General features: G+C 67.1%; 17 protein-coding genes and 1 pseudogene. 8 read left to right on the top strand and 10 right to left on the bottom strand.

The features are described 5' to 3' along the window. A partial coding sequence (locus tag AB0M62_RS27025; protein WP_366076898.1) for a transposase occupies positions 1 to 1,068 on the top strand: 1,068 nt, incomplete at its 5' end. 84 nt (positions 1,069 to 1,152) lie between these two features. Here AB0M62_RS27025 and AB0M62_RS27030 read toward each other — a convergent pair. Both AB0M62_RS27030 and AB0M62_RS27035 read right to left on the bottom strand, forming a co-directional pair. Continuing rightward, complete coding sequence (locus AB0M62_RS27030; RefSeq protein WP_366076899.1) at positions 1,153 to 1,386, bottom strand: hypothetical protein; 234 nt, start codon at positions 1,384 to 1,386, stop codon at positions 1,153 to 1,155. A 312-nt stretch (positions 1,387 to 1,698) separates the two neighbouring features. After that, the gene (locus tag AB0M62_RS27035) at positions 1,699 to 2,124 is read right to left on the bottom strand and encodes an ATP-binding protein (RefSeq protein WP_366076900.1); all 426 of its coding nucleotides are present in this window, start codon (positions 2,122 to 2,124) and stop codon (positions 1,699 to 1,701) included. Positions 2,125 to 2,277: 153 nt separating this feature from the next. Here AB0M62_RS27035 and AB0M62_RS27040 point away from each other — a divergent pair, with 153 nt between their 5' ends. The 3 genes from AB0M62_RS27040 to AB0M62_RS27050 all read left to right on the top strand — a co-directional run bounded on the left by AB0M62_RS27040 (position 2,278) and on the right by AB0M62_RS27050 (position 5,492). Continuing rightward, a complete protein-coding gene (locus AB0M62_RS27040; protein ID WP_366076901.1) occupies positions 2,278 to 3,045 on the top strand; it encodes an IclR family transcriptional regulator in 768 nt (255 codons plus the stop codon). A 43-nt stretch (positions 3,046 to 3,088) separates the two neighbouring features. After that, positions 3,089 to 4,603 (top strand): glycerol kinase GlpK, encoded by a 1,515-nt coding sequence (glpK, locus tag AB0M62_RS27045; RefSeq protein ID WP_366076902.1) that lies wholly within the window; start codon positions 3,089 to 3,091, stop codon positions 4,601 to 4,603. A 244-nt stretch (positions 4,604 to 4,847) separates the two neighbouring features. Beyond that, a complete protein-coding gene (locus AB0M62_RS27050; RefSeq protein WP_366076903.1) occupies positions 4,848 to 5,492 on the top strand; it encodes a hypothetical protein in 645 nt (214 codons plus the stop codon). A gap of 94 nt (positions 5,493 to 5,586) precedes the next feature. Here AB0M62_RS27050 and AB0M62_RS27055 read toward each other — a convergent pair whose 3' ends face one another. Then, positions 5,587 to 6,315 (bottom strand): DUF2382 domain-containing protein, encoded by a 729-nt coding sequence (locus tag AB0M62_RS27055; RefSeq protein ID WP_366076904.1) that lies wholly within the window; start codon positions 6,313 to 6,315, stop codon positions 5,587 to 5,589. 338 nt (positions 6,316 to 6,653) lie between these two features. On the opposite strand from AB0M62_RS27055, the gene AB0M62_RS27060 reads away from it, so the two are divergent. Beyond that, positions 6,654 to 6,863 carry a hypothetical protein gene (locus AB0M62_RS27060; RefSeq protein ID WP_366076905.1) on the top strand — a complete coding sequence of 70 codons (210 nt, stop codon included), beginning with the start codon at positions 6,654 to 6,656 and terminating at the stop codon, positions 6,861 to 6,863. A 163-nt stretch (positions 6,864 to 7,026) separates the two neighbouring features. On the opposite strand, the gene fmdA is transcribed toward AB0M62_RS27060, so the two are convergent. The 5 genes and pseudogenes from fmdA to AB0M62_RS27085 form a co-directional block, all read right to left on the bottom strand. Beyond that, positions 7,027 to 8,277 (bottom strand): formamidase, encoded by a 1,251-nt coding sequence (gene fmdA / locus AB0M62_RS27065; RefSeq protein WP_366076906.1) that lies wholly within the window; start codon positions 8,275 to 8,277, stop codon positions 7,027 to 7,029. 24 nt (positions 8,278 to 8,301) lie between these two features. Continuing rightward, on the bottom strand, positions 8,302 to 8,940 hold the full coding sequence (locus AB0M62_RS27070; RefSeq protein ID WP_366076907.1) for an AmiS/UreI family transporter: 639 nt from the start codon (positions 8,938 to 8,940) through the stop codon (positions 8,302 to 8,304). A 166-nt stretch (positions 8,941 to 9,106) separates the two neighbouring features. Continuing rightward, positions 9,107 to 9,460 (bottom strand): zinc ribbon domain-containing protein, encoded by a 354-nt coding sequence (locus tag AB0M62_RS27075; protein ID WP_366076908.1) that lies wholly within the window; start codon positions 9,458 to 9,460, stop codon positions 9,107 to 9,109. 105 nt (positions 9,461 to 9,565) lie between these two features. Beyond that, positions 9,566 to 9,943 (bottom strand): fluoride efflux transporter CrcB, encoded by a 378-nt coding sequence (crcB, locus tag AB0M62_RS27080; protein WP_366076909.1) that lies wholly within the window; start codon positions 9,941 to 9,943, stop codon positions 9,566 to 9,568. A 133-nt stretch (positions 9,944 to 10,076) separates the two neighbouring features. Beyond that, positions 10,077 to 10,646 (bottom strand): annotated as a pseudogene (locus AB0M62_RS27085) (CrcB family protein); the annotation flags it as partial. A gap of 148 nt (positions 10,647 to 10,794) precedes the next feature. Between AB0M62_RS27085 and AB0M62_RS27090 the strand changes: the two are divergent. After that, complete coding sequence (locus AB0M62_RS27090) at positions 10,795 to 11,955, top strand: NAD-dependent formate dehydrogenase (RefSeq protein WP_366076910.1); 1,161 nt, start codon at positions 10,795 to 10,797, stop codon at positions 11,953 to 11,955. Between the two features lie 249 nt (positions 11,956 to 12,204). Further along, entirely contained in the window at positions 12,205 to 12,627 is a 423-nt protein-coding gene (locus AB0M62_RS27095) for a hypothetical protein (RefSeq protein ID WP_366076963.1), read from the top strand. A 463-nt stretch (positions 12,628 to 13,090) separates the two neighbouring features. Here the strand turns inward: AB0M62_RS27095 and AB0M62_RS27100 are convergent, their stop codons facing one another. Both AB0M62_RS27100 and AB0M62_RS27105 read right to left on the bottom strand, forming a co-directional pair. Further along, positions 13,091 to 13,489, bottom strand: coding sequence for a DUF6188 family protein (locus AB0M62_RS27100; RefSeq protein WP_366076911.1), 399 nt, complete (start codon positions 13,487 to 13,489; stop codon positions 13,091 to 13,093). Next, positions 13,489 to 20,742 (bottom strand): polymorphic toxin-type HINT domain-containing protein, encoded by a 7,254-nt coding sequence (locus tag AB0M62_RS27105; protein ID WP_366076912.1) that lies wholly within the window; start codon positions 20,740 to 20,742, stop codon positions 13,489 to 13,491. The genes AB0M62_RS27100 and AB0M62_RS27105 overlap by 1 nt, the downstream gene beginning before the upstream one ends. A gap of 506 nt (positions 20,743 to 21,248) precedes the next feature. Here AB0M62_RS27105 and AB0M62_RS27110 point away from each other — a divergent pair. Next, a complete protein-coding gene (locus tag AB0M62_RS27110) occupies positions 21,249 to 24,761 on the top strand; it encodes a DNRLRE domain-containing protein (RefSeq protein WP_366076913.1) in 3,513 nt (1,170 codons plus the stop codon). Positions 24,762 to 24,941 lie beyond the last annotated feature (180 nt).

Here is a 24,941-nt window from a genome sequence, read left to right on the forward strand (position 1 = left end):
CGCTACGGCAACCAGTCGGCGCAGCTCAAGGACATCCGGGCGTTCGACCCGGAACGCCAGGGGCGCTGGTCGTTCTCCTCGCAGCAGGCCACGCTCCGCCGCCTGGACAAGGCGATGCAGGCGTTCTTCCGCCGCGTCAAGGCCGGACAGACGCCGGGATACCCGCGATTGCGTGGGGCGAACTGGTTCGACACGGTCGAGTTCCCGAAGGACGGCGACGGCTGCCGGTGGAACTCCACCCCGCACGGCCCTGTCACCCGCGTCCGCTTCCAGGGCGTCGGCCACGTCAAGGTCAACCAGCACCGCGCCGTGGTCGGCAGGGTCAAGACCGTGTCGGTCAAGCGCGAGGGCGGTAAGTGGTTCGTCGTGCTCACCGCCGAGCAGGACCAGCCCGAACCGCTGCCCGCGACCGGCTCCGTGGTCGGCATCGACCTGGGCATCGCGAACTTCCTCGCCGACTCAGGCGGCGAGTTCGTGCCCAACCCGCGCCATGGCCGGACGGCTGCCGCGAAACTTGAGGCAGCGCAGCAGGCCCTGTCCCGGTTCCCGCGCCGCAAGGCGAAGGACCGCACCGCGGGCCACCAGCGCGCGGTGGAGAAGGTTGCCCAGCTTCACGGCAAGGTGCGTCGCCAGCGGCTCGACCACGCACACAAGACCGCGCTCGACCTGGTCCGCGCACACGACTTCATCGCGCACGAAGACCTCAAGATCCGCAACATGAGCAAGGCCCCCGCACCGAAGCCCGACCCCGGCCGGCCGGGCACCTTCCTGCCCAACGGGGCCGCCGCCAAAGCCGGGCTCAACAGGTCGGTCAACGATGCCGGATGGGGGGTGTTCCTGACGATCCTGCACGCCAAGGCTGAAAGCGCCGGACGGGAAGTCATCGCCGTGGACCCCCGCAACACCTCCCGCGAGTGCCCCGAATGCGGGCACACCGCGAAGGAGAACCGGCCCACACAGGAGAAGTTCCACTGCGTCCCGTGCGGCCACCACGCGCACGCTGACACGGTGGGCGCTCTCAACGTTCTACGGGCCGGGCTGGTCCGTCGCGACGCCAACCCGGCATAGCGAGAACCCCCGTCCTTCAGGGCGGGGAGGAGTCACCTAGATCAGATGCCCTGACTGCCTCTGACTCTGAGGCAAACTCCCCACTCAGGGGACCCACTTGTACTGGTCCCCGCCGATCCATCTCACGACCGCGGGATCGTCGAGGTCGATATGGGTCAGCTCCGCCTGGCGCGCCAGTCTGATCACGTCCAGCATGTCGTGGGCCGTCCCGGCCACCTCCCCCTTGATCTCCACCACGCGGTACGGCGGGTCGTCCGGCACGACAGGGAGGACGACGATGGGGGCGGGGTGGACCGCCTCTTGAGCATCGTTGAGCATGCCTACAGCATGTGGCAGGGGCGCGGCGCGCACATGTCGAGCGGACCAGCGGGAGCATCCGCGCCGCCCATGAAGCTGTTCAAGGGTGCCCAGCGGCTTGCGTCCGTAGCATCTCCCGCTGCAACCAGCCGGGGCCGTGAACTGGGGGCGCTCCGGGATGAGCGCCGGACAGCGGCTGCCGCTTTTGCCGGCGCCTGGCCGCCGGGGTCCGGCAGGGGGGACGGGCCAGAGGCGTACGTACGACGGGGCGTCGCTTGCCGCGCCCGGCGCCGGCTGTCGGGGAATGCGCGGCCGGTGAGGCAGGCGCGATTCTCACGCCACGGTCAGATCCGCCCACCGGATGATGCCGTAGGACTCGACGCGTACTCCGTGTCGAGCCGCCAGAGCGTGGACGATGCCCTGGCCACGCCCCTGCTCGTCCGGGTCGACCCGCACGAGCGACTGCCCGGCCGCAAGCGCAGGTCCCGCATCGGTGACTTCGACGCGCAGGGCGCTGAGCCCGTCCACCTGGACCCACGACAGCCGCAGCTCCGCCGGGGGCAGGGCATGAACGATCGCATTGGTGAGCAGCTCCGAGATCACCAGGATCGCGTCCTCGGCGACGTCCGAGGACAAATTCCAGTCGGCGAGGACAGCGCGCGCACGTCGGCGCATGGCCGAGACGGCCCCAGGAACGGGCGGCAGTGAATGGACGTACTCGGCCCGCTCCGGAAGCATCGTGTTGAGTTGTGCCGCCATGTGCTTCCTCCAGTGATCATCCCGCCGGACCTGGCATGAGCCGACGTTATGGAGGCAGAGCGAGGCCGGTCAATGAATGGCGGTCGGCATTACCGAACGCGTCCGACGTCGGTGCGAAAGACCGGACCTGCATGGCGGGAATATGATCGCTTCATGGCCGGCCCAGTCCAGTCGATCGAACGGGCGGCGGCGATCTTGCGTTTGCTCGCCGGTGGTCCCCGGCGACTCGGACTCGGTGAGGTGGCGGCGTCGCTCGGGCTGGCCAAGGGCACCGCCCACGGCCTTCTGCGCACTCTCCAGCACGTGGATTTCGTGGAACAGGACCCGGCGACCGGAAAGTACCAGCTCGGGGCGGCGTTGCTTCACCTCGGCACCAGCTACCTCGACGTCAACGAGCTGCGGTCGCGCTCCATCAACTGGGCCGATGCCCTGGCCGCCCGTAGTGGCGAAGCGGTCCGCCTGGGTACGCCCCTGGAGGGCAAGGTCCTCGTTGTCCACCACGTCTTCCGGCCGGACGACACCCTTCAGACCCTGGATGTGGGCTCGCTTCTCCCTCTGCACGCCTCCTCGCTCGGCAAGATTCTGCTGGCCTTCGGTACCACGCCCATCGAGCCGGCACTGGAAGCCGGGCTGGAGGCGTACACCCGGCACACCCTGGTCGTCCCGGAGGAGCTCACCCGGGCGCTCGCCGAGATCCAGGAACTCGGATGGGCCGGCGAGGTGCAGGAAATGAGCATGGGAGACGCCGGTGTCGCCGCGCCGATCCGGGGGCAGGGCGGCCTCGCGGTGGGCGCCATCGGGGTGTCCGGCCCGGTCGAGCGGATCTGTGACAGCCAGGGTCGTCCCCGGCCGACCCTGATCACCCTGCTTCGCGAGGCCGCTCGGGCGATCTCCAGAGACTTGGGCGCAGCTCGCTGGTAAGCCCGCCACCGCCTCCTCCATACATCGGAAGGCAGACCCGATCATGGTTGAACGGTATGTGATGTCCATCGATCAGGGCACGAACTCCACCCGATGCATTCTCTTCGACCACCACGGGCGGCTGGCCTCGGTCGCCCAGCGGGAGCACCAGCAGCACTTCCCCAGGCCTGGCTGGGTCGAGCACGATGCCGTCGAGATCTGGCGAAATCTGCAGCGCGTCGTGCCCGAGGCCCTGTCCGGGGCCGGCGTCGGCGCCGGAGAGGTCGCCGCCATGGGCATCACCAACCAGCGGGAGACGACGGTGCTCTGGGACCGGCGGTCGGGCACCCCGCTGGGCAGGGCGATCGTCTGGCAGGACACCCGCACCGCACCGCTCGTCGAGGCCCTGAGAAACCAGCCGGGAGACGAATTCTTCCTCGAGCGCTGCGGCCTGCCCCCCTCGACCTACTTCTCGGCTCCGCGCATCCGCTGGCTGTTCGACCACGTCGAGGGGCTGGAGCAGCGTGCCAAGGAGGGCGAGGTGCTGTTCGGCACCATGGAGAGCTGGCTGATCTGGAACCTCACCGGTGGCACGGTCGGCGGCCTGCACCTCACGGACGCCACCAACGCCAGCCGCACCATGCTGATGAACATCCGCACGCTCACCTGGGACGAGGAGCTTCTGGCGTTCTTCGGGATTCCCCGCTCGATGCTGCCGGAGATCCGGTCTTCGGCCGAGAGGTACGGCGAGGCCGGCTCCGTCCTCCCAGGCGTCCACATCACTGCCGCCCTCGGCGACCAGCAGGCGGCCCTGTTCGGCCAGACCTGCTTCTCCCCGGGCGATGCGAAGTGCACCTACGGAACGGGCAGCTTCCTGCTGCTCAACACCGGCACCGATATCGTGCGGTCCCGGCACGGACTTCTCACGACCGTCGCGTACAAGATCGGGGACCAGCCTGCGGTCTACGCCCTTGAAGGTTCGATAGCCGTCACCGGCTCGCTGGTCCAGTGGTTCCGCGACCGTCTGGGACTGATCAGCAGCGCACCGGAGATCGAGACCCTCGCGCGCACCGTCGAGGACAACGGCGGCTGCTACATCGTCCCTGCCTTCTCCGGTCTGTTCGCACCCCACTGGCGCAGCGACGCACGCGGTGTCATCGTCGGCCTCACTTCGTATATCACCAAGGGACACCTGGCCCGAGCCGTCCTGGAGGCCACCGGCTGGCAGACGCGAGAGGTCGTCGACGCCATGAACGCCGATTCCTCGCTCGCCCTGAAGCAGCTGAAGGTGGACGGCGGCATGACCGCCAACAACCTGCTCATGCAATTTCTGGCCGACGTGCTCGACGTGCCCGTGGTGCGCCCCATGGTCGCCGAGACGGTCTCGTTGGGCGCCGCCTATGCTGCCGGGCTCGCCGCCGGATACTGGCCGGACCTGGAGGTCCTGCGCCGCAACTGGCACCGGGCTGCCCAATGGCTGCCGGACATGGACCCCGGGCGACGGGAGTCGGAGTACGAGAACTGGCAGCGAGCCGTAGAGCGGTCGCTGGGCTGGATCAAACCGCCGAGGCCCGCCTGAGATCAAAGCCCTGCTCGCCGATCTTGCGGGGAGTCCGGCCTGGAACAGGAACGTCCACCGTCTGGCGTCGGGGGTACATCACCACGAAAGGGGGCCCGGCCGGCTAAGGCCGTCGCGGGGCCGTGGAAGGTCGCTCGAGCCTGGCCAAGGCCTGGGGCCCCGAGCAGGCCCTGACCGTCACGGCGGCGCGGGCGCCGGTTCAGACCGGCACGTGGGCGGAGAGCGGGGTCGTCATACTGCGTGCATGTATTCCGGGGTGTTTGAAGCGATCCTTTACTGCCTGCAGTTCAGCCGGGAACTGGGCGATCAGGAAGTCGAGCGCATCAGTCGCATGATCCTGGAGCAGTCGTTCTACGACCTCACCACGGAAGAGCAGTACTCAGGGATCGAGGCGGCACTCGCCGTGGACGCCTGGGAGAAGGACCTGTCCTGGCAGCCGCATGACGAGCCGTCGATCCGGGACTTCCTGCGGCGTCTGCTGGAACGTCTGGACGCGCTGCGGCCATGGCAGGAGCCGCCGTTCCGCAGCCTTGGGCTTGGTCGCTGGGTGGAGTTCAAACGCGGGGCACTGCTGGCCCACGTGCGCCTGCACTCTCCGGCGCAGGACCAAATGCACGCGCGCCTGCGTACCGTGCCCGGGGACGAGCACCGGCTGCGGGGACTGGTGCTGCGTCTACGGTCCGGGGACGAAGTCGCCCTGGTGGCACCACCGCTGCCGGACGGAAAGGACGCGGTACTGATGGCGGTGCGGCCGCACCGGCCCGCGCAGAAGGTCATCGAGGCCTTCCTGACCCATACGGGGTATCCGCGTGGTCGGGTGTCCCCGACGGGCCGGCGGTGGTGGGTAAGGCGGAGCGGTGGAACGCTGCCTCCGGGGCTGCGGGGCTGAACGCGAGTCGGCCCGGCGACAGATCCCGCGAGCCGGCGTTCCAGAGCAGGGTCGGACCGGCGGCGACGACGCGAAGCCATGGCTCAGACGGTTGCTATGACCTGGGATCTTCGCGGCGCACGGAGAGGGTCTGCTGCTCGTCGGTGACCACGTACTTGCGCAGCCGTGCCCGTCCTGCTTCACGGCGTTCGGTGCCGACGCGTATCTGCTCCTCCGGGCGCGTCATTGCCTCATCGTCCCCGGAGCTGTCGGAGCCGGCAGAGATGGTGTCGGCGCGCTCTTTGCCGCTTCGGGCGATGCCCGAAGCGGTGGTGTCGTCGTAGTCGCTGTCGCTTTGCGGGGCGGTGGTGTCGACGTGCTCTTTGCCGCTCCGGGCGATGCCCGAGGCGGTCGTGTCGTCGTAGTCGAGCGCGGTGTCGGTAGTGGCGGTGTCGGTGGAGGGCCGGGGGCCGGTGTGGGCCCATCCGCCCTGGCCGGGCTGGTTGGCCTGCTGCCAGGCTTCGTCCCAGGCGATGCCGTAGTGCTCGTACAGGCGGTGCTCCTCCTCCTCGGACAGTTGGCCGCCGGCGTCGACGTCGGCGTTGGGAGCGTCCTTGACCGTGTCCTTGGTATAGGGGACCTCGAGGTGGTCCTCGACCACGGTGGCTTCACGTGTGGGGACGAAGGACTCACTGGCGCCGAACAGGCCGGTCTCGACGCTGACCCATTCCGGCTGGCCGGTGACGTCGTCGAGGAAGACATGCCTGGCGTCGCCGATCTTGTGTCCCTCGGCGTCGTGGACGGGGTGGTCCAGCACGGTGGGGATCTGCTCTCGGGTGATCATCTCTGCGCTCCTGCTTCCTCGGTGGCTACTGATGCCCTTAACCGGCAGACCGGGGTGAAAACACCCCAATGGCACCCAATCCGCTACTGCACGGCGCGGAGTTTGCGGTTACCCGTACGGCAAGGCACCGGTGTGGCAGCGCAATCGGGATGATCAGCAGCAAGAGGGTCTGCGCCGGGGCGCTGGCCATGGGACGAATGACGGGCCCGGCGGCGGCGCGGGGCCGGATCCGCAGGGGGAGCGCGATGCGCCGAATGGGCCCACTGAGATGCGCAAAAGGTCGTGGTGGGCGGTGCTCAATCGCACGGTTGCGAAGTTCCCGCACCTCCGTGTACGACGTGCCCGAGAGCCGTCCGGTGTGGAAGGTCACGCCGTTGCGGCTCGTTCTGACGCTGATCGCCTCCGCCGGATTCGCGTTCTACGTGGCGACCGACCCGACCCCGGTGCTGACCCAGCCCGGACCGGACGCCAACGACAGGCACCAGCGGCTCTACGACCGCGCAGTGTTCGGAGACTCACTCCGCGAACTTGACGGCATAGCAACGTGAGGTGTCTTCGATCCCTTCTTGCGCGGTCGGTCGGCTTTGGTCCGGTCAGCAGTCCCTTCTGCCGCCCGCACACTGACCGAGTCGGTCGCGCACCGCGACCAGTCCGGCTGATCAAGGGCACCGAAGCTGCGGATGTCCTTGGTCAGCCGGAGTCGGGATGCTGTCAGGCGGTGGACAACGCGCACTGACCGCGGTCGGCCTTCGTCGGTCCGGCGGGGGTGGGCCGGACGTCGAAGTCGAACATGGCGGTGGGTACGTACAGCGAGCAGCAGGCGTTGGGGATGTCGACGATGCCGCTGATGCGTCCTTCTATGGGTGAGGAGCCGAGCAGGAGGTAGGCCTGTTCTCCGCTGTAGCCGAATTTCTTGAAGTATTCGACGGCGTTGAGGCAGGCGCGGCGGTAGGCCAGTGTCGCGTCCAGGTAGAAGTTCGTGTCCGTGTCGTGGTCGACGGAGATCCCGATGAAGGTGAGGAACTCGGTGTACCTCGGCTCGACGTTGCCCGGAATGAATACGGGGTTGGTGGAGATGCCGTATGTCTCCATGCCGCCTTTGATCAGGTCGACGTGGAAGTCGATGAAGCCGCCCATCTCGATGGCGCCGCAGAAGGTGATCTCTCCGTCGCCCTGGCTGAAGTGCAGGTCTCCTCCGGAGAGCTTGGCGTCCTTGACGTGTACGGGGTAGAAGACCCTCGAGCCCCGGGTGAAGTTCTTGATGTCGTGGTTGCCGCCGTTCTCGCGGGCCGGCACTGTGCGGGCGCCTTCCTCGCCGATGCGCCGCGCGAGGTCTCCGGTGGCCGTGCCGGCGAGCGCGTTGGTGCTGTCCGGCGGTACGGCCAGCGGCGGGACCCGGTTCGGGTCGGTGTCGATCAGCGCCTGCTCGCGGGCGTTCCAGCGGGCGAGCATCTCGGCGGACGGAGCGGTCCCGAACAGCCCGGGGTGAGTGATTCCGGTGAAGCTGATCCCGGGAAGGTGCCGGGAGACCGCCCGCTGGCCGTGGAAGTCCCAGATCGCCTTGTAGGAGTCCGGGAAGTAGTCGGTCAGGAAGCCGCCGCCGTTGGCCTTGGCGAAGATTCCGGTATAGCCCCAGCCCTGACCCGCCGCGCTCCCGGTCTGCTGCGGAACGGGGCCGAGGTCGAGGATGTCCACGACGAGCAGGTCGCCGGGTTCGGCGCCCTCCACGCCTATCGGGCCACTGAGCATGTGCGGAATGGTCAGGTCGATGTCGCGCACGTCGTTTGCGGAGTCGTTGTTGCCGATCTGGCAGTCCGTCCAGTCGCGGCACTCCACGCGGAACTCCGCTCCTGGCCGCACCATGGCGACGGTGGGGACGTCCGGGTGCCACCGGTTGTGTCCCGGAACATCCTGGTCACGCATCGACTTACTGTGGTCCACAGTGAAGAGAATTTCGGGCATGACAGTTCCTTTTTTCTGATCCGGTCAGGATGCCGCGCTGCCCGCGCTTTCGGCCGCCGATGCGGCGCGGGTGGCCTGCCGTGATTTCCGGGTGAGCGGCCACAGCACGACGAACACCAGGGCAAAGACTCCCAGTGCTATGGCGATTTCGGTGGTGTGCTTCCAGTAGCCGGAGAGCAGCAGCCCTGCGGGAATCACGCCGGTGACCCAGCCCTGGATCGCGGTGACCCAGCCCACGTAGGTGGTGAGGCTGGTCATCTTGAGACCCAGCAGCAGGAAGAACAGGAGCCACAGGAATGCCCAGTAGAGCCAGATGACTCCGAAGGGGTAATCCTTGAAGAGCCGGAAATTGACGAACGAGTATCCTATGGCCGCAATTGCCACAAACAGCGAGTAATAGCCGACGCCGGTACTGTCGAGACCGGCAAGCAGGCCGATACCTACATACAGGTAGGTGAAGCCGAACAGGTAGATGCCGGATGCCGCCAGGATCTTGTTGGGGTCACCGTCGGCCGTGAAGATGAGGTAGGTCGGCGTCAGCACCTGCAGCGCCCCTACGAACAGGTTGAACACCGCACCCGACCGGGCATCGACCTTGCCGAGAAGCAGCAACCCATTGATGAAGAGCACCGCACCTACGAAGAGCAATCCCACGTTTCCCACGGGGACGCACCTCCTCAGTCCGCGTGGGGGCGGAATGCCGTCGCGCCGGGGCCCCCGATGAGCCGAGAATCACGCAATTTTGCATTCCGCGCACCGAGTCAAGTACAACGTTCGTGTTCCGACGTCGAAACCCGCCTGAGATGTTTTGCCTTGTCGACCACTTCCCTCAAGGACGCGGCAACCGCGAGAGCGCGGGGTGCGGGTGCTGTGGTACCGATTTACGTGGCGGCACTTCGGAGACAACTGCCGGGGTCTCACGGGCCTGCTCCTCCCGGTCATGGAGGGCGGCGACCGTGCTCGAGGTCAGCGCAAAGCTGGGCGAGGAGTACACACGTCTCGCAGCGCCTGCGCAAACTGGGCAGTCGTTAACTTTGGGCGCCGTTCCGATCGCCAACTTCACGTCGAAAGGACCACAGCGGCTGCATAGGTATTCATAGGTTGCCATCAGCAGCCTCCGGATGCCGGTGGACGCCAGCCGAGCTGAACGTCTGAGGCGGGCCCTGATGAGCACACGCCACATCGTTTCTCCCTTTCAAGGAGACGTCCGGTAAATCAACGTGTCAAATCACAGACGATTCGGCAGCCCCTTTTGCGCGCGGCACCATCGGGACGGTTACCTCCGCTCTCAGAGCGACCCGATGCCGAGCCCGGCCGCAGCTGCGAGCAGACCCGCCGCGAGACTTGACACGCCGTACAGCAGGGACTGTCCGACCCCTCGTTCCTCGCACAGGCGGACCGACTCGTAACTGAATGTGGAGAACGTCGTATAGGCGCCGCAAAAACCGACGCCGACGACCGTCACGACCTCCTCCGGTAGCCCGTGCCGTGCGCCGAGGCTCACCAGGAGTCCCAGCACGAACGAACCGGTGATGTTGATCAGCCATGTCCCGCGCGGGAACGCCCCTGGGCTCTGGTGCTGCACATACTGGTTGAGTACGTAGCGCGCCACTGCCCCGACCGCGGCCGCCAGGCCGACCGCGAGCACGGTGATCACCGTCCCCACCAGCCGTACCGGCGGGCGTGACCGCGCCCCGCGGCGAGCCGTGCCCGTCTGGCCAGCGCAATCCGGCGACTGCCAGGCCCAGACCGGTGGCGGCCAGACCCGCGAGCAGACTGCCGAACACGTTGCATGCCGCCGCAGGGTAGTGGCCGTCGCCCAGAAGGCGATCGGTGTCGACCATCCAGGTCGAGAAGGTGGTGAAGGAGCCGAGAAACCCGATGGCGGCGACCGGCTGCACGTACCGGGTCGGCGGCCAGACCTCCAGCACGTACACCAGCAGCAGCGCCAGCAGGAACGACCCGGACACGTTGACGACGAAGGTCGTCAACGGAAACGTGGCCTCAGGTGTGGGAAAGGCCAGCCCCAGTGCGTAACGGGCCATCCCGCCCAGGAAGCCACCGAGCGCGATCGCCGCCAGGACGCCCTTGTGCAGGCGCGAGCAGAACCGCTCACCGGCCGCCGTGGGGACGGCTGAACCCGCCCGCACTCTCTGGTCTGCGTCCGGGGCGATCGGCAGGCGCTCGGCACCTACAATGTGTGCGGGCGCTCGGCATTCCCTCTCCGGCCCGGGTTCGTCCGCCCGCATCAGATGTCTCCGTACACTCTGATCGCTCGAATCACTGCCGCAGGCCTCAACAAAGTAGCCGCATCTTAGCTGCCGGCATACATCACCCATTGTTCCCAGGGGATTGCAGCGCCGACGCATGCTCGACTAAATTTAGGATTGTTGGCGAGGGTCAGTTTGATTGCCGGCAGCGCCCCGCTCTCGCGAGCCAGAAATCCAGTGCCTCGCGTCTCGACGGAAAGGCCCGGCCGGTCTACCGGAGCAGTTGCCCCGCCGATGGAGGACAGCCATGGCAAAGATCCTTGCGGTGCTCTATCCCGATCCCGTGGGCGGCTACCCTCCCGCCTACGCCCGCGACGAGATTCCCACCATTACCGGCTACCCGGGGGGACAGACCGCGCCGACCCCGGAAGCCATCGACTTCACCCCGGGGGAGCTGCTCGGCAGCGTCTCGGGGGAACTCGGGCTGCGCCGGTTCCTGGAGGACCGGGGTCACACCTATGTCGTCACCAGCGACAAGGAGGGACCGGACTCCGCCCTGGACCGGGAGCTGCCCGACGCCGACGTGGTGATCTCGCAGCCCTTCTGGCCCGCTTACCTGACCGCCGAGCGGATCGCCGCAGCTCCCCACCTCAAGCTGGCGATCACAGCGGGAATCGGGTCGGACCATGTCGACCTGCCCAGCGCCATCTCCCACAGCATCACCGTGGCCGAGGTGACCTACAGCAACAGCATCAGCGTGTCAGAACATGCCGTCATGCAGATCCTCACCCTGGTGCACAACTACATGTCCGCCCACGACTGGGTGACCGCCAAGCAGGGCTGGAACATCGCCGACAGCGTTTCGCGCGCCTACGACCTGGAGGGCATGCACGTCGGCATCCTCGGCTCCGGCCGCATCGGCCAAGCCGTGCTGCGCCGCCTCAAGCCCTTCGACGTCACCCTGCACTACTGCGACCCGCACCGGCTGCCTTCACAGGTCGAGGAGGAGCTGGAGGTGACCTATCACCCCGACGCCCGCTCTCTTGCCTCCTCGGTCGATGTGCTGTCGATCCACGCACCCCTGCACCCGCAGACGCAGAACCTGTTCGACGACGAACTTATCGGCCTCATGAAGCGCGGTTCGTACATCGTCAACACCGCACGCGCGCTCATCGTCAACCGGGACGCCGTGGTCCGGGCCCTGAACAGCGGCCAACTGGCCGGCTACGCCGGCGACGTCTGGTATCCGCAGCCGCCACCGCCCGACCATCCCTGGCGCACCATGCCCTACGAGGCGATGACGCCGCACGTGTCCGGATCGACCCTCTCCGCGCAGGCCCGCTACGCGGCCGGTGCCCGGGAAATCCTCGAGTCCTGGCTCGACGGACACCCCATCCGCCCCGAGTACCTGATCGTCGACGCCGGCGGGCTGGCCGGGACAGGAGCACGCTCCTACACCGTCGCCTGATAACGGATAACAGCCCACGGATAAGAAGCCCACTAGAAGATCCACCACATGAGCAATGGCCCCGGTCCAAGGCACCGGTATGTCTGATGTGAGTCGGCTCACTCAGAATTGTGCTGGACGAACGCGACCAAGAGCCTTAGCGTCGTTCGCAATCAGAATGACTCTTCACTATGAGGAGATACCCGCGCCGAAAAGGCGCGATCCCTCGCAAGAAACCAAGGCGAACGCCGGGAAGGCGGATCAGTGAGCATGGACGCCGTGTGGGTCCGGGGCGTGACCGGCATCCAGATGCATCACGTGACCGACCTTCAGGATGCCGGAAGATTTCTGGGCAACGCCACAATGGCACTGCGGGCTGCGCACGTGCGGACGGGCGCCGACCGGTACTCCGGCATCGCCGCCGAGCTCAAGGCTCTGGTGGAGCGAGTGCGGGAGCTGGAGGAGGAGGCGCGGTCGAACATGCACGAACTGCACTCCACCGACCCGGAGCGCTTCGCCCGCTGCCGCGATGGCCACGAGCCGTGGCCCGGCGAGATCCCGGCAGGATTCATCCCACGCCACACCTGCAAGGACGAGTGTCTCTACCACGATCGCAAAGTTCTCAACGCGATTATGCAGTGCACCTGCGGCCGCCCCCCGTGCCGGGCGTGTGAAATCGGTGGGACGCTGTGACGAGCCTCCGGGCCTCCCGCAGCACTCATTAAGGGCCTTGGGCCATCATGCCCAGTGGCTGCGTGAAAAGCGTCACCAGAATGCATACGCCGAGTCGCTCGCCGCACGCGGACCTGCTCTCGGAACGGAGGCAGCGACTCGGCCGCCGGAAGCTTCTCGCCGATCTCGAGCAACTCGTCCTGATAAGCGGTGGCATCGACCACCAGCACCTGGGCACATGGAGCCTTTCCATCTGTAGCGCTGGTGGGTGGGGTGGTTCTCCAGTGTTGACGCGGTGGAGCAGGGCCTGTCCCTGACCCAGACGAAGGGCGGCCAGCCGCGGTCACCCATCGGACAGTGCACACCGCCCGATGATGCCACGACGGCCTGCACAACCCCAACGGAGTCGTACAGGCCGTCGTCACGAAGACCCTCGCGGATTTACCGACAGCGCCAAGTTTTCTAGGAGAGGGCGCCGCCGTTTCTATGGAGCGCTGGAGCCAAGAACCTTCATGACGCAGACTCCGTCACGCGAGGACCACTCGAAGGTCCCGGCCTTTCGGACGTGTGCCTCGTTCCCGGGCCCCTGCGGTCGAACGGTCAGGTGGAGTCCCGTCCGGAAGACTACCCGCACGTTTCCTGTCTTGAAGAGCACCGCCGACGCGACGGCGGAACCGACCACGTTCTCAAGTTCCTCGAAGGGGAGCGGAGTTGCGCCCGGGGCGGAAGTCGCCCCCTGCGTGAGCAACCAGGAGCCGAGGACCCTGATCTCCGTGCCATCGGCCAAGCTCACCACCAGCTCAGGACGCTCAGCGCCCCGGGAGACGGCAGCCACGGCGATCCCCCGCAGACCGAGGATCCAGCGGTCCTCCAGCTCCTCCATCAGTCCTTTTCCTTAAGGTAGTCGAAGAGGTTGCCGATCACGTCGCCCGGCTCGCCGTTCGGCATCTGCGGCATGACGTCCCCGCTCTCCGGGTTGACGAGCATGTCGGGATTCCGGTTCCCGCCGATACCGCGCCAGCCGCCCTGCGCCTTCACCTGGTGGATGGCTTCCTTGATCTCCTTGGCGGAATACCCCATCGCCTGCGCGATGGCGTTCGGCCGGGACAGATACCTGCACGGGTTGCTGTTGTGGACCAGCACCGCCGTGCCGTCGGCGACCACATAGTAGGTGTGCGGGCCGGTCACCGTCAGGTTGTGCACGGTGGCGCGCTCGGTGTAGCGGTTCACGGCGACGATCCGCACCGTGCCCGTGCCGTTGGACAGACTCTGCCCGGCGATCAGGTTCGTGGCGTCGAGCCACTCACCGAGCGAAGGCACCCAGAACGGGTGACCGTCGGTGGCAGTGATCTGTGCGGTTTCAGTACCGGATGTGCCGTCCGAGTCGATGGTGACCCGTACGAGGTGCTTCTCGTCGCGGTCGACGAGCGGCGCCTTGACGGTCTCCACCGTGCTCTTGCCGGTTTCGGGGTCGGTGGACAGCACCTCGTCCCCGGCCTTGATCTCCTCGATCGGCTTGGAGGTGCCGTCGCCCATCAGGACCAGCGTGCCCGGAAGGAAGCTGTGCGTCGAGCAACTGATCAACGCCTCGAGGCCCTCGTCGGCACCCTTACTGCCCTTGAGGTTGTCGAACTTCTTGACCACATTGAACGTGACCTTGAAGCCCTTGGCGATTTTGCCGAACGGCAGGTCGAGCGCAGCCGAACCGCACGCTGCCGCCTCTCCGCCGCTGAAGCAGCCCTTCCATGCCTCTACATCCGGGCTGACGACGCCGACGATGATCGCGGTGACGAACTTCTGGGACGCGGACTGTTCGTAGGAGACGAGGCCCATGCCCTCGGCGGCCTGGCAGAACGAGCCGGCCTGGGCGTCGGTGTCGTAGCACTTCTGCTGGGCCCACTGCCGCATGCGTTCCTCCTCCGTCTTCAGAGAGGGGAAGCGCGCCATGAGTTCAGCGGACGTGGGGACTCTCATCCCCTGGATCCACACGACGCCGTCGCCGTCCTTGGTGATGTTGATGTTCTTGGCAGGCTTCTGTTCCTTCGGCGGCGGCGGGGTGTAGACGTCGTACAGGTAGTCCCCGTCCTGGTCGTAGCAGCCCTCCGTCGTGCAGCCCGGGCCGTGGTCCGCGGTCCAGACCGTGTCGGCCCCACCCGCGCTGCAGCCGTCACAGAACAGGCCGGACGGGTCTGACGAGCTGATCGGACTGTTGTTGCTGTACGTGTAGCCGTTCATCTGGAGGGGGCTGGCGAAGTCGATCACCGGGTCCACAGAGGTGAAGCGGCCTGCCGCCTGGTCGTACTCGCGGGCTCCGATGTGAGTCAAGCCCGAAGCGTCGTCGATGCCGACGCCGAGGTAGGTGCGCTTGTTCGGCCAGGCCGTCTTGGTGCCGCGGATCTCGCCGTAGGGCTTGAAGGCGCGGCGGGCGATCGGCTGGCCTGCGGCCAAGCCGATCACGGTGTTCGCCGTGCCGAGGTGGTCGCTGACCATGACGTCGAGCTTGTGGCCGGTGGTCGCACCATTCGTCGCGGTGCGCAGCACAGTCGGTGCGCCCGTGTGCGAGTACGAGCGCGTGGCCTTGGTGATTGTGCCCGTCGCCGACGTCGTCAGCTCGGTCTCACCCAGGTAGAGAGTGCTGCCCGAGGGCGAGTTCTCCAGCAGGCGGTTGCCCGCGGCGTCGTAGACGTACTTCGTCGTGACGCCGTCGGCGGTCATCGTGGCGAGCTTGTTCTCCCGCGTCCAGGTCAGCGACTGCGTGGTGTTCGGCAGGTCACGGACATTCGTGTTGCCCGCGGCGTCGTACTTGTACGTGCTGCCGTTGGCGCTCACGGTGGAACTCACGTACGCCATCGCGTGCGGCTTGGTCTCGACCGGCGGCTGGGGGCCCGGGCTCGGGATGCCGTAGCCGTACGTGCGCGTCTCGTCCTTCGTCGGGTCCGCCGGACTGTGGATGGTCAGCCCGGTGCGGTTGCCGATGACGTCGTAGGAGTAGCTGTCCCAGTAGCCGGTCGTGCCGCCGGAGACCGTACCGGCCACCGGGCCCGCATTCTTCAGCGAGTCGCTGTACACGGTGTCCGGGGTGGTCGTGTCACTCACCGTGTCCGCCGCCTCGGCAACCGGGCCACGCGCGGCCTTCCCGTCGGAGCGGTAGCCCCACGACCAGCCGCCGGGGGCCTGGCAGGAAGCGCCGCCCGACGAGTTCGCGAGGTTCGACGTCCACGCGTGGACGAGCTGGCCCATCGCGTCATAGGTGAAGCACTGGTTGTCGTTGGTGGCCGTGGCACCGTCGGTCAGCTTGTGGCCGATCGAGGTGATCTTGCCCGCGTAGTCGTAGGAGTAGCGGGCGTCGCTGACACGGTGGGAGCTCGCGGTCTCCCGGTCAACGACCGTGCGCTGCAGCTGACCGGTGTTGTTGTGCAGGAAGTTGGTGGTCCACACCCGGTAAGGCTGCGGGCCGCTGACCGTACGCATCGGCTCGCTGTACGGCGAGTAGGTGACGTCGGCCGTGTACCAGGTGGCACCCGAGGTGGACTCGGGCAGACCGTCCTCGTTGTAGCGGCTGACGACTTTCTCCGCCGCAAGTCCGCCCTTCGCGGGGAGGGTGGCCGTCAGCGGCTTGCCGGTGGGCGTGTACGTGTACGAGTACGCGTACGTACCCGAGACCCCTGCCGTCATGCTGTTCGCCGGGATGACCGTCGTGTTGCCGGTCGGCCGGTAGCCGATGTCATAGCCGGTGATGCGGTTGATGTAGTCGCCGCTTGCGTCGTGCCGGGTCGAGGAGACGGCCAGGCCCAGCGCTCCCGGCAGAGTGTCGTACGTGTACGACTTGGTGGGGGCCGCCGTGGCGGAGCCCTCACGGACGGCGGTGACGCGACTCAACTCGTCGTACGAGGTGAAGACGGTGCTGCGGGTGTCGGTGACGGTGACGGGCCGGTCTGCGGCGTCGTAGGTCGTCGACGTGGTACCGGTGTCGGGGTCGACGCTCGAGACGACCCGGCGCCGGGCGTCGTAGGTGGTCGACCAGACGTTGCCCGCCGGATCGGTCACCTTCTTGCGGTTGCCGCGCTCGTCGTACTCGTACGACGTCGTGCGGTACTTCGTCGAGCTTGTGTCCGTGTAGTGCAGGATCTTCGAGATCCGGCCGAGCGCGTCGGTGTACGTCTTGGTGGCAGGGTCGCTGACACCCGCCGGCCGGACGTACGTCGTCGTATCGCCGTACGCCGTCGTGGCGTTGTTCAGGAACGTCATGCCGTGGTAAGTCGCAACGCGCACCGGACGTTCCAGGCCGTCGAAGAACGTCCTGCTCAGCATGGGTACAAGGCTGTCCGACTTGCGCTTGAAGAGCGTGGTCGTGGGGTCGCCCTTGGCCAGGTAGCCGCTGGTCTGCTCCCACGCCTTGCCGTGGTCGTTGTACTTGGTGTCGGCCACGATCCGGCCAGCGCCGTGGGCCTCGGACTGTGTCTGCACCGGCCGCATCAGGCCGTCGTAGATCGTGACCTGCTTGGCGTAGGTCCCGTCGTCCTTGATGGTCTGCGTGGTGACGGCCGAGGGCTTGTTGACGGTCGAGGACGCGTTGGCCATCTGGTACGTGATCACCACGTCCGCCGTCTGCGTACCGGAGGAGCGGGCAGGAGACCATCCCTTGACCAGGCGGCCGAAGGCGTCGTACTCGTTGCGCGCCACACGCCCGTTGGGGTCGGTCACCGTGACCGGAAGGCCACGCGCCGGGTCGAACGTGGTCGTGTTCGAGTGGCCCTTAGGGTTGATCGTCTTGATCGAGGTGACCGGACCACCGGTGTCACCCGGGGTGTACTGGGTCTCGGTCGTGCCGACCAGCGGCTTGGTGACCTTGCGGATCCGGCCCAGGGTGTCGTACTGCATGGTGGTGACGACGGCGTGCGAGGTGCCCTCGCCGTTGGTGTCGTAGGTGGCGGTCGCCAGGCCCTTCACGGGGGTGGCACCGTACGCCAGGCCGTCGTACGAGTTACGGGTGGCGCTGATCAACTGAGTCGCGGGGTCGGCCGAGGCGTAGTTGGCGCACGACGTGGCCACGGTGCGCACGGCCTCGGTCAGGCCGATGAGCCCGGCCGCGGGGTTGTGCGCGTACTCGGTCTTGGTGCAGTTGTAGTCGCTGAGCGTCTCGCCGGTGCCGTTCGGCTTGACCACGGCGGTCTGCGTCTGGATGGGGAGGCCGTAGGCCGAGTCGACCTCGGTCTCCGTGCGCACCGACTGCCAGCTGCTGCCGACCGTCTGGATCGTGTCGATCTGCTTGGTACCGGAGCGGTGCGCGAGCAGCGCTCCCGCGCCGCCGTCACGAGCGCGCGACGCAGTCTGGACCGACCAGGGCTTGGTGAGGGTGCGGTTCAGGATCCGTCCGCCGGAACCGCTGTACGTGATCTTCTCGGCGACCATGCCGGCGTACTGGTCCTGGTCGTCGGCGACGAGGGTGACCTTGCCTGCGGAGTCCTTGACTGTGCCGCCCGCGCCGCGGAAGTAGCGGGTGACTCCGTACGACTGGGTCTCGGGGTCGGTGCTCTTGGCGCTCTTGTTCTCCGCACCCTTGATCGTGGTCACCTGCTGGTAGCCGCGCCACTCGCTGTGGGTGCGCAGGTCCGGCTTGGTGAACTCGTCGTCACTCTTGCCCCAGGCGGCGTTGGAGTACTTGTACTGGGTGGTCACCTGCTTCGAGACACCGGTGATCCGGTCGGTCTCGATGACTTTGGCGACGACGTACTTGTTGAACCAGGCGAGCTTGGGCAGTTTCTCCTCGCCGTCCGGGGACCAGCGCACGGGGTAGCAGGTGCCGTGATTGTCCTCGGGGGTCGCACTCGGTTGGACCTTGCAGCCACCGGTGTAGATGACCTCGATGTCACCGCCGTGTTCGGTGGAGACCACCCCGATGCGGGGCCGCTTGAAGCCGGGGCGCGCGTCATTGGCATCACGCGGGACGAGGTTGGGGAGCTGCTGGTCCTTGAGGTGACGGAGCGGGTCGTTCGCGTCGACCACGTACTCCTTGAAGCTGACACCGGACTTGGTGAGCAGCGTGCCGCCGGTGGCGCCAGGGGCGTAGCCGTAGCGGGTGATCGAGTTCAGCCACAGGCCGGGGGAGGTGTCGTACCAGTCGCGCGGGAAGGAGTGGTTGAGGACGTACGAGTCCACCTTCTGCAGGCCGCTGGTGCCAGGGCGGTGGCCGTACGTGTCGATCTTGCCGAGGCGCAGCCGGTTCCAGAAGGACGGGAACCTCGGGCAGCGCTTGCTGTCCGACTTGCAGTTGAGGTTGCCGGGGCTGTCCCACCAAGGGCGGTACGCGGCCGGGTCGTCGGTCTTGTCGAAGTTGGCCGAGTCGCAGACCGTACCGCCGTCGAGGCAGCGCTGGGAGAGGTAGAAGTCGATCTTGGCGACCGGGGTGCCGCCCAGGTTCTCCTCGCGCAGGCCGTACTCGATGGAGTCGGGCAGGCCGCCGCGGGTGTACTTCTCGGGGGTCTCGGTCTTCTCATTGACGGCGTAGTAGTTCGTCGACCGGTGCCAGTTGACGATCATGACGTTTCCGTGGACGTCGATGACCTTGTCCAGACCCCAGTGCCAGGCCTGCTGTTTGTTGGTGTCGTTGTTGCAGCGGGAGGCGGCGAACGTCGACGCGTAGCAGGGCTCGCCGGGGTGGTTGCCGAACACTGGGACGGTGAAGACCGAGTCGGTGTCGGCGTGGCCACCGCCGATCGTGTTCAGGCCGTAGAGGTACTTGGTGCCGTCGGTGGTGGTCACCTCCCAGTGCTCGCCGTTGTTGTCGAGATTGCTCCCGCCCGTTTTGAGCCTGACGCGGGTGCCGTCGTCGTCCTGCGGACGGTAGGTGTCCGAGCCCGGGCTCTCCTGGACGAGTTCGACCGTCTTGCCGCCGAGCGACATCACGGCGTTGTACGAGATCCAGCACAGGTCGGAGGTCTCGTCCTTCTTGGTCGTGTTGTTGGGCGTCTTCCCGTCGACGGCCTTGGTGTCGTCCTTGCAGCTGCGGTAACGGCGCTGGATGTGGCCGGGGTCGTAGTCCCAGCCCTCACCGACCCAGGAGGCCTGCGGCGCGGAGGTGGCGGTCTTGCCGTCTACCGCCTGGGAGTTATAGCCGAGCGCGATCTTCGGCGCCGGGCCGGCCGGGGTCGGTGGAACATTGATCGGGTACGACCAGCTGAAGCCGCCCGAGGAGCTGCCCGCGGCCCACTGACCGTTGGAGATCAGCGGGGTGGCCTTGAAGGAGCCGCCCTCACCCGCGCCGGAGTCGACCGCGCCGATGACCGCCCGGTCGCCGCCGGTGGCGGCGGTCGTCGCGGCGGGCTTGACGAAGGCGGCCTGGACGATGCCCGTCGCCGCGGACGGCGACACGTTCGGCGCGGACACCGGAGTGACCGTGCCGTCCGCAGCCGTGTCGACCGTCGCCGTGATCGCCTTGGTCTTGGTGTCGTTGACCGTCTCCAGTTCCTCGTACGCTCGGCACGCTTCGACCGTGGGCGTGGTCAGGAAGCACTCGGGGTACTGGACGAAGCGGAGCCGGGAGGCCCAGTCGGCGCCGTAGAAGTTCTGGTACGCCTTGTAGTCAAGCTGTACGGAGACAGGGACCGAACCGGACGCCGGCGCGTCCACGGTGAGCAGGGCGCCGTCGACGCCCGCGGCGAGTGGGTCGGTGCGGTCCTTGACCGTCACCTGCCAGGTGCCGGTGGGGGCCGGTGCTCCGGCGGCCGGACCGAGCTTTACCGGCAGGGTGCCGGCAGGCTCCAGGGAAGCCGGAGTGGCGGTGGCGTACGCCGTCGCGTTACCGCTGTTGCTGAACGACGCAGGCTGGACGGGGTCGTTGAAGTCCACGGTGCCGGTGCCTGTCGCGGGCGGCGTGGTGGTGCCGGCTGGGGGCGCGGTCTGGGTCACTGGAGGCGCGCTGCCGATCCGTGCCAGGCCGGTGTTGCCGCCCTTGTCCGGAACGAACTGCCCGGTGGGCAGGCCCTCCAGGACGAGTTCGTCTCGCGGAATCTCCTCCTTGGCCGGGTTGGGTGGCTGGGCCAGCGCCGTGGCCGGGAGGACCAGGGCGAGCAGTACGGCACCTGTCGGCACCAAGAATGTGCGCAGGCGTCGGCGTACGGATGGCAGAGGTGGCACGGTGAGTCCCCCCGGACTACTGAAAATGGGCCCTGGCGCAGGGCGCAGGTGACCCAGACAGAAACAGCGAGATTGTGCGCAGCCTCACTGACGTAAAACCAGCATAAGAAGGATCAAGTGACAACCATCACGGTATGTAACGCCATAAAAGTCTTCGGCGACGTGTAACCCGCCGTAAATCCGGTTTATCTGACGGCCGGCGACATCTCCTCCCCAGCGCGGCGAACCAGTCAAATTCATGCGGATCGGCAGTCAAACTCGCGCCGCTTCAGGCGGATTTGGCCGAGGATAAGCCTCTTTCTCAAAGCCTCGAAAGCTGCGGCACTCGGCGGCGAACCGCACCGGGACCCGCCATCCGCTTGCCGCCTGAGCAACCAGCCACTCACCGTCGGCCATCACCGACACGTGACGGGATCCGTCCGGTGAGCCATGATCTGCTCGCACTGGGAAGGGGTCTGGCCATCGCCGTATGCGCGCCAGGCCGTGGGGGGAAGGGAACCTAGTTCATGACGAGCAGATGGCGCCGCATGCCCGGACGCCGGTCGCTCGCGGCCGTTGCGACTGCCGTCGTACTGGCCTCGGGGCTGACGTACGTCGGGCTTAGCGGACAAAGCGATGCACCAGATTCGGCCAAGGCACCGGAGGCCGGGCAGCGGATTCCGCTGACCGAATCCCAGGCTGCCCTCCAGGCAGCCAGAACCAAGGCGCCGGTTGAGGCAGCAGGAGTGCGGACCGCGTACTCCACGACATGGGCGAAGCCGGACGGCTCGCTCATGCGGCGTATCCACTCCAGCCCCGTACGGGCCAAAGTCGACGGCGTCTGGCAGGCCATCGACACCGACCTGGAGAAAGTCGCCAACGGGTGGTCCCCCAAGGCCACCAATACCGCCATGGTGTTCTCGGACGGCGCGAAGAAGGGTGAGGGGAAGCGGGCCTCCCGCTCGGTACGGCGGGTCTCGCTCTTGCCCGGCAAAGGCATCACCCCGGGCACCGGGAACACTCTCGCCACCATCGACGTGTCCGGTCACAGCATCGTCCTGACCTGGCCCGAAGCCATTCCGACGCCGATCATCGACGGGTCCCGCGCTCTGTACCCGGAGATACTTCCGGGTGCCGACCTGGTACTGACCGCCAGCGACAACGGGTTCGCCCAGCTGTTGGTGGTCAAGACCAAGGCGGCCGCCGCCGATCCGCGCGTGGCCCGCCTCGCGTACGGCCTGTCCTCCACCACCCTCAGCTTCGAGCTGGACCCGGTGACCGGCATCGTCTCCGCCCAGAACGAGGGCGGAGAGGACATCGCAGAGTCGCCGACCCCGCTGATGTGGGACAGCGCCGGTGTTCCCGCGCAGACCGACGGGCAGGCGGGCAGCGATGCCACCGTCCCGGCCGAGGCGCTGCCCTCCGAGTCCGTGGGGACCACCCCGGACGAGCCGGAGGAGACGGAAACGGCGGCCCCCGAGCCCTCGGACTCCATGACCGACGACGACGCCGATGATCCGTTCAAGGAGGCCCTTCCCAGCGCCTCCGACGAGGCGCCGGACCCATCGGCGACCGAGACCGGGTCGACGGCCCCGCCCGTGCCCGCCGAGCCGACCCCCGAGCCCACGCAGACCGGAGCGGCCGCGACGCTGTCTCTGCCCTCGCTCAACGGTCCGCAGCCCGACTCCCACGGCACGCTCGTCGAGACGCATCTCGACGGCGGCAACTGGGTCCTCATCCCGGACCAGGAGTTCCTCGCCGACCCGAGCACGGACTACCCCGTCTTCATCGACCCGTCGGTCAGCAAGCACACGAACGACTGGACGACGGCGTACAGCCGGCACCCGAACGCGAACTTCTACAACGGCAAGAACTTCAACAAGGGCGGCACGTCCGAGGCCCGCGTCGGCTTCGAGTCTGACACCTGGGGCACTTCGCGTTCCTTCTTCACCATCGACTGGGACCCGGACCTCAAGGGTGCGAAGGTCACGAAGGCCGTTCTGCGGGCGCTGAACACGTACTCCTGGTCGTGCAACAAGCGCAGCATGTCGGTGCATCTCACGGGCACCATCAGCTCCAAGACCAATTGGAAGAACGCGCCGTCGATGAACGACGGCAACAAGATCGGCCGTGACAGCTTCGCGCACGGCTACAAGACCGGTTGCCGAGACGACTACGTCGCCTTCGACGTGAAGTCCACGGCACAGAAGGCCATGGACCGCGGCTGGTCGTCGATCACGCTCGGCTTCCGGGCCACCGACGAGGGCTCCCAGTACTCCTGGAAGAAGTTCCAGGCCAACGGCGGGAACGACCCGTACATCGACCTGCACTACAACCGGCCGCCCGACGCTCCCACCAGTCTGGACCTCGACCCGGATCTGAGCTGCGACACCACAGCCCCGTATATCAGCGTCGGCGCGTCCTCCATCACCCTCTGGGGCAGCGCGAAGGACAAGGACGGCAACCTCTCCACGGTCAACTTCGAGCTCTGGCTCAGCAAGCTCGGAGCCACCGGCCCGAACCTGCTCGGCAGCGGTGGCAAGAAGTCCGTGGGCAGCAGCACCAGTTCCGCCCGCGTGTACGCAGGTCCGTTCAGCACGGGCAGCACCAGCACCGGCCTCAAGCTGGTCAACGGCGAGACGTACTCCTGGCGGGCCAAGTCCGTCGACAAGTTCGGCTCCAGCTCGGGCTATTCGCATACCAAGGTGCCGTGCCGGTTCAAGTTCGACAACTCGCGGCCCACGGCCCCGACGGTGAAGTCCACGCAGTTCCCGGACGGCGACGTGGCGGACAACGGCTTCTGGAACGACCCTGAGGACTCCAACTGGAGCACGGTGAAGTTCGGCACCGCCGGATCCTTCACCTTCAAGGCGGCCCAGACGGACGTCGTGAGGTTCGAATACGGCTTCAACCAGGGCGCGGTACAGGGCTCAGTAGCCCGTACGGCCGGCGCCCCGGTCTCGACCGAGACCACCCTCAGCAACGTCAAGCCGCCGCTGGCGGGCCCCAACGTGCTCTACGTATGGGCGGTGGACGGAGCCGAGCACCGGTCGGATCCCGCGAAGTACCTGTTCTACGTCACGCCGCGCGACAAGGCCGACGAGCCGGGCGACTTCACCGGTGACGACCTGCCCGACATGTTCATCGTCGACGGCAACGGCAAGCTCCGCATGTACCCGGCGGAGGCCCAGCTCACCGACCTGACGAAGGGCACTGGCGACATCGCGGCCTCCATGTCCGGCGCCTACCGGGGCAATCCGGCCAGGGACCCGAACGGCACTGACAATCTGCCGATTTACGTCGGCGCTCCCTCGGGCTACTGGAACGGCGCACTGATCACTCACCTGGGTGACGTGTACGGCGGTGACGGCCTCCAGGACCTCGTCGCGCGGGTCGGCGGCAAGCTGTGGGTGTACCCGGGCGACGGCTACGGCGCGGTCAACATCGACAAGCGGCAGGAGATCCTGCTGCCGGCGGGTGCCCCCGACCCGGCCACCTACCGTCAGATCGTCGCCGCCGGGGATGCCACGGGAGATGGCAAGCCCGACTTCTTCGTGACCAATGGCACGGAATTCTGGGCGCTGATCGGGTACAACGGCGCGACCGTCGACAAGGCCGTCAGGCTGGCGGCGACCGTGTGGGGTGACCGGGACATCGTGTCGGTCATGGACATCACGGGAGACGGGGTCACCGACCTGATCTACCGGAACGACACCGTGGGCAAGCTCTACCTGCGAGTCGGCAAGGCCGACCCCGCCGGTGGCGTGGACCTCGACTCGCTTGCCTCGGCCGCCGCGTCCGCCTCTCCCGACGGCGTCGACATCACGTACGGCGCAAGCGGCTGGCAGCGAAGCAACATCCGGCTGTTCCTGGGCACGCCCGATGTCAACGGCGACAACATCCCGGACATCTGGACCCTGCGGGCGGACGGCGCGGTGCGCTTCTACGCCGGGTCCAGGTCCGTGATGAGCGGCTCGGGAACGCAGATCGTCGCCAACAGCGACGGCATAGGCTGGAAGAACAAGCAGGCCATAGGCTGATTCACGGAGGCGCTGAGGGGAGGGGGCCCCGGCCGGGGATCCGGACGCTGTTGGTGCCGCGAGGGTCTTCGTGACGACGGCCTGTACGACTCCGTTGGGGTTGTGCAGGCCGTCGTCGTGTTCAGGGGCGAGTACGTGTCGTCGTCGCGTGGTGCAGCCGGGTGCGGAGGTCCCGGAGGA

Source organism: Streptomyces sp. NPDC051219, from assembly GCF_040682335.1.
GTDB lineage: Bacteria > Actinomycetota > Actinomycetes > Streptomycetales > Streptomycetaceae > Streptomyces.

What these genes read in the sequence shown, in the direction of transcription:
- AB0M62_RS27030 (WP_366076899.1), bottom strand. Translation starts at nt 1,386, where the DNA reads ATGCTCAACGATGCTCAAGAGGCGGTCCACCCCGCCCCCATCGTCGTC.
- AB0M62_RS27035 (WP_366076900.1), bottom strand. Translation starts at nt 2,124, where the DNA reads ATGGCGGCACAACTCAACACGATGCTTCCGGAGCGGGCCGAGTACGTC.
- AB0M62_RS27040 (WP_366076901.1), top strand. Translation starts at nt 2,278, where the DNA reads ATGGCCGGCCCAGTCCAGTCGATCGAACGGGCGGCGGCGATCTTGCGT.
- glpK (WP_366076902.1), top strand. Translation starts at nt 3,089, where the DNA reads ATGGTTGAACGGTATGTGATGTCCATCGATCAGGGCACGAACTCCACC.
- AB0M62_RS27050 (WP_366076903.1), top strand. Translation starts at nt 4,848, where the DNA reads ATGTATTCCGGGGTGTTTGAAGCGATCCTTTACTGCCTGCAGTTCAGC.
- AB0M62_RS27055 (WP_366076904.1), bottom strand. Translation starts at nt 6,315, where the DNA reads ATGATCACCCGAGAGCAGATCCCCACCGTGCTGGACCACCCCGTCCAC.
- fmdA (WP_366076906.1), bottom strand. Translation starts at nt 8,277, where the DNA reads ATGCCCGAAATTCTCTTCACTGTGGACCACAGTAAGTCGATGCGTGAC.
- AB0M62_RS27075 (WP_366076908.1), bottom strand. Translation starts at nt 9,460, where the DNA reads ATGTGGCGTGTGCTCATCAGGGCCCGCCTCAGACGTTCAGCTCGGCTG.
- AB0M62_RS27090 (WP_366076910.1), top strand. Translation starts at nt 10,795, where the DNA reads ATGGCAAAGATCCTTGCGGTGCTCTATCCCGATCCCGTGGGCGGCTAC.
- AB0M62_RS27095 (WP_366076963.1), top strand. Translation starts at nt 12,205, where the DNA reads ATGGACGCCGTGTGGGTCCGGGGCGTGACCGGCATCCAGATGCATCAC.
- AB0M62_RS27100 (WP_366076911.1), bottom strand. Translation starts at nt 13,489, where the DNA reads ATGGAGGAGCTGGAGGACCGCTGGATCCTCGGTCTGCGGGGGATCGCC.
- AB0M62_RS27110 (WP_366076913.1), top strand. Translation starts at nt 21,249, where the DNA reads ATGACGAGCAGATGGCGCCGCATGCCCGGACGCCGGTCGCTCGCGGCC.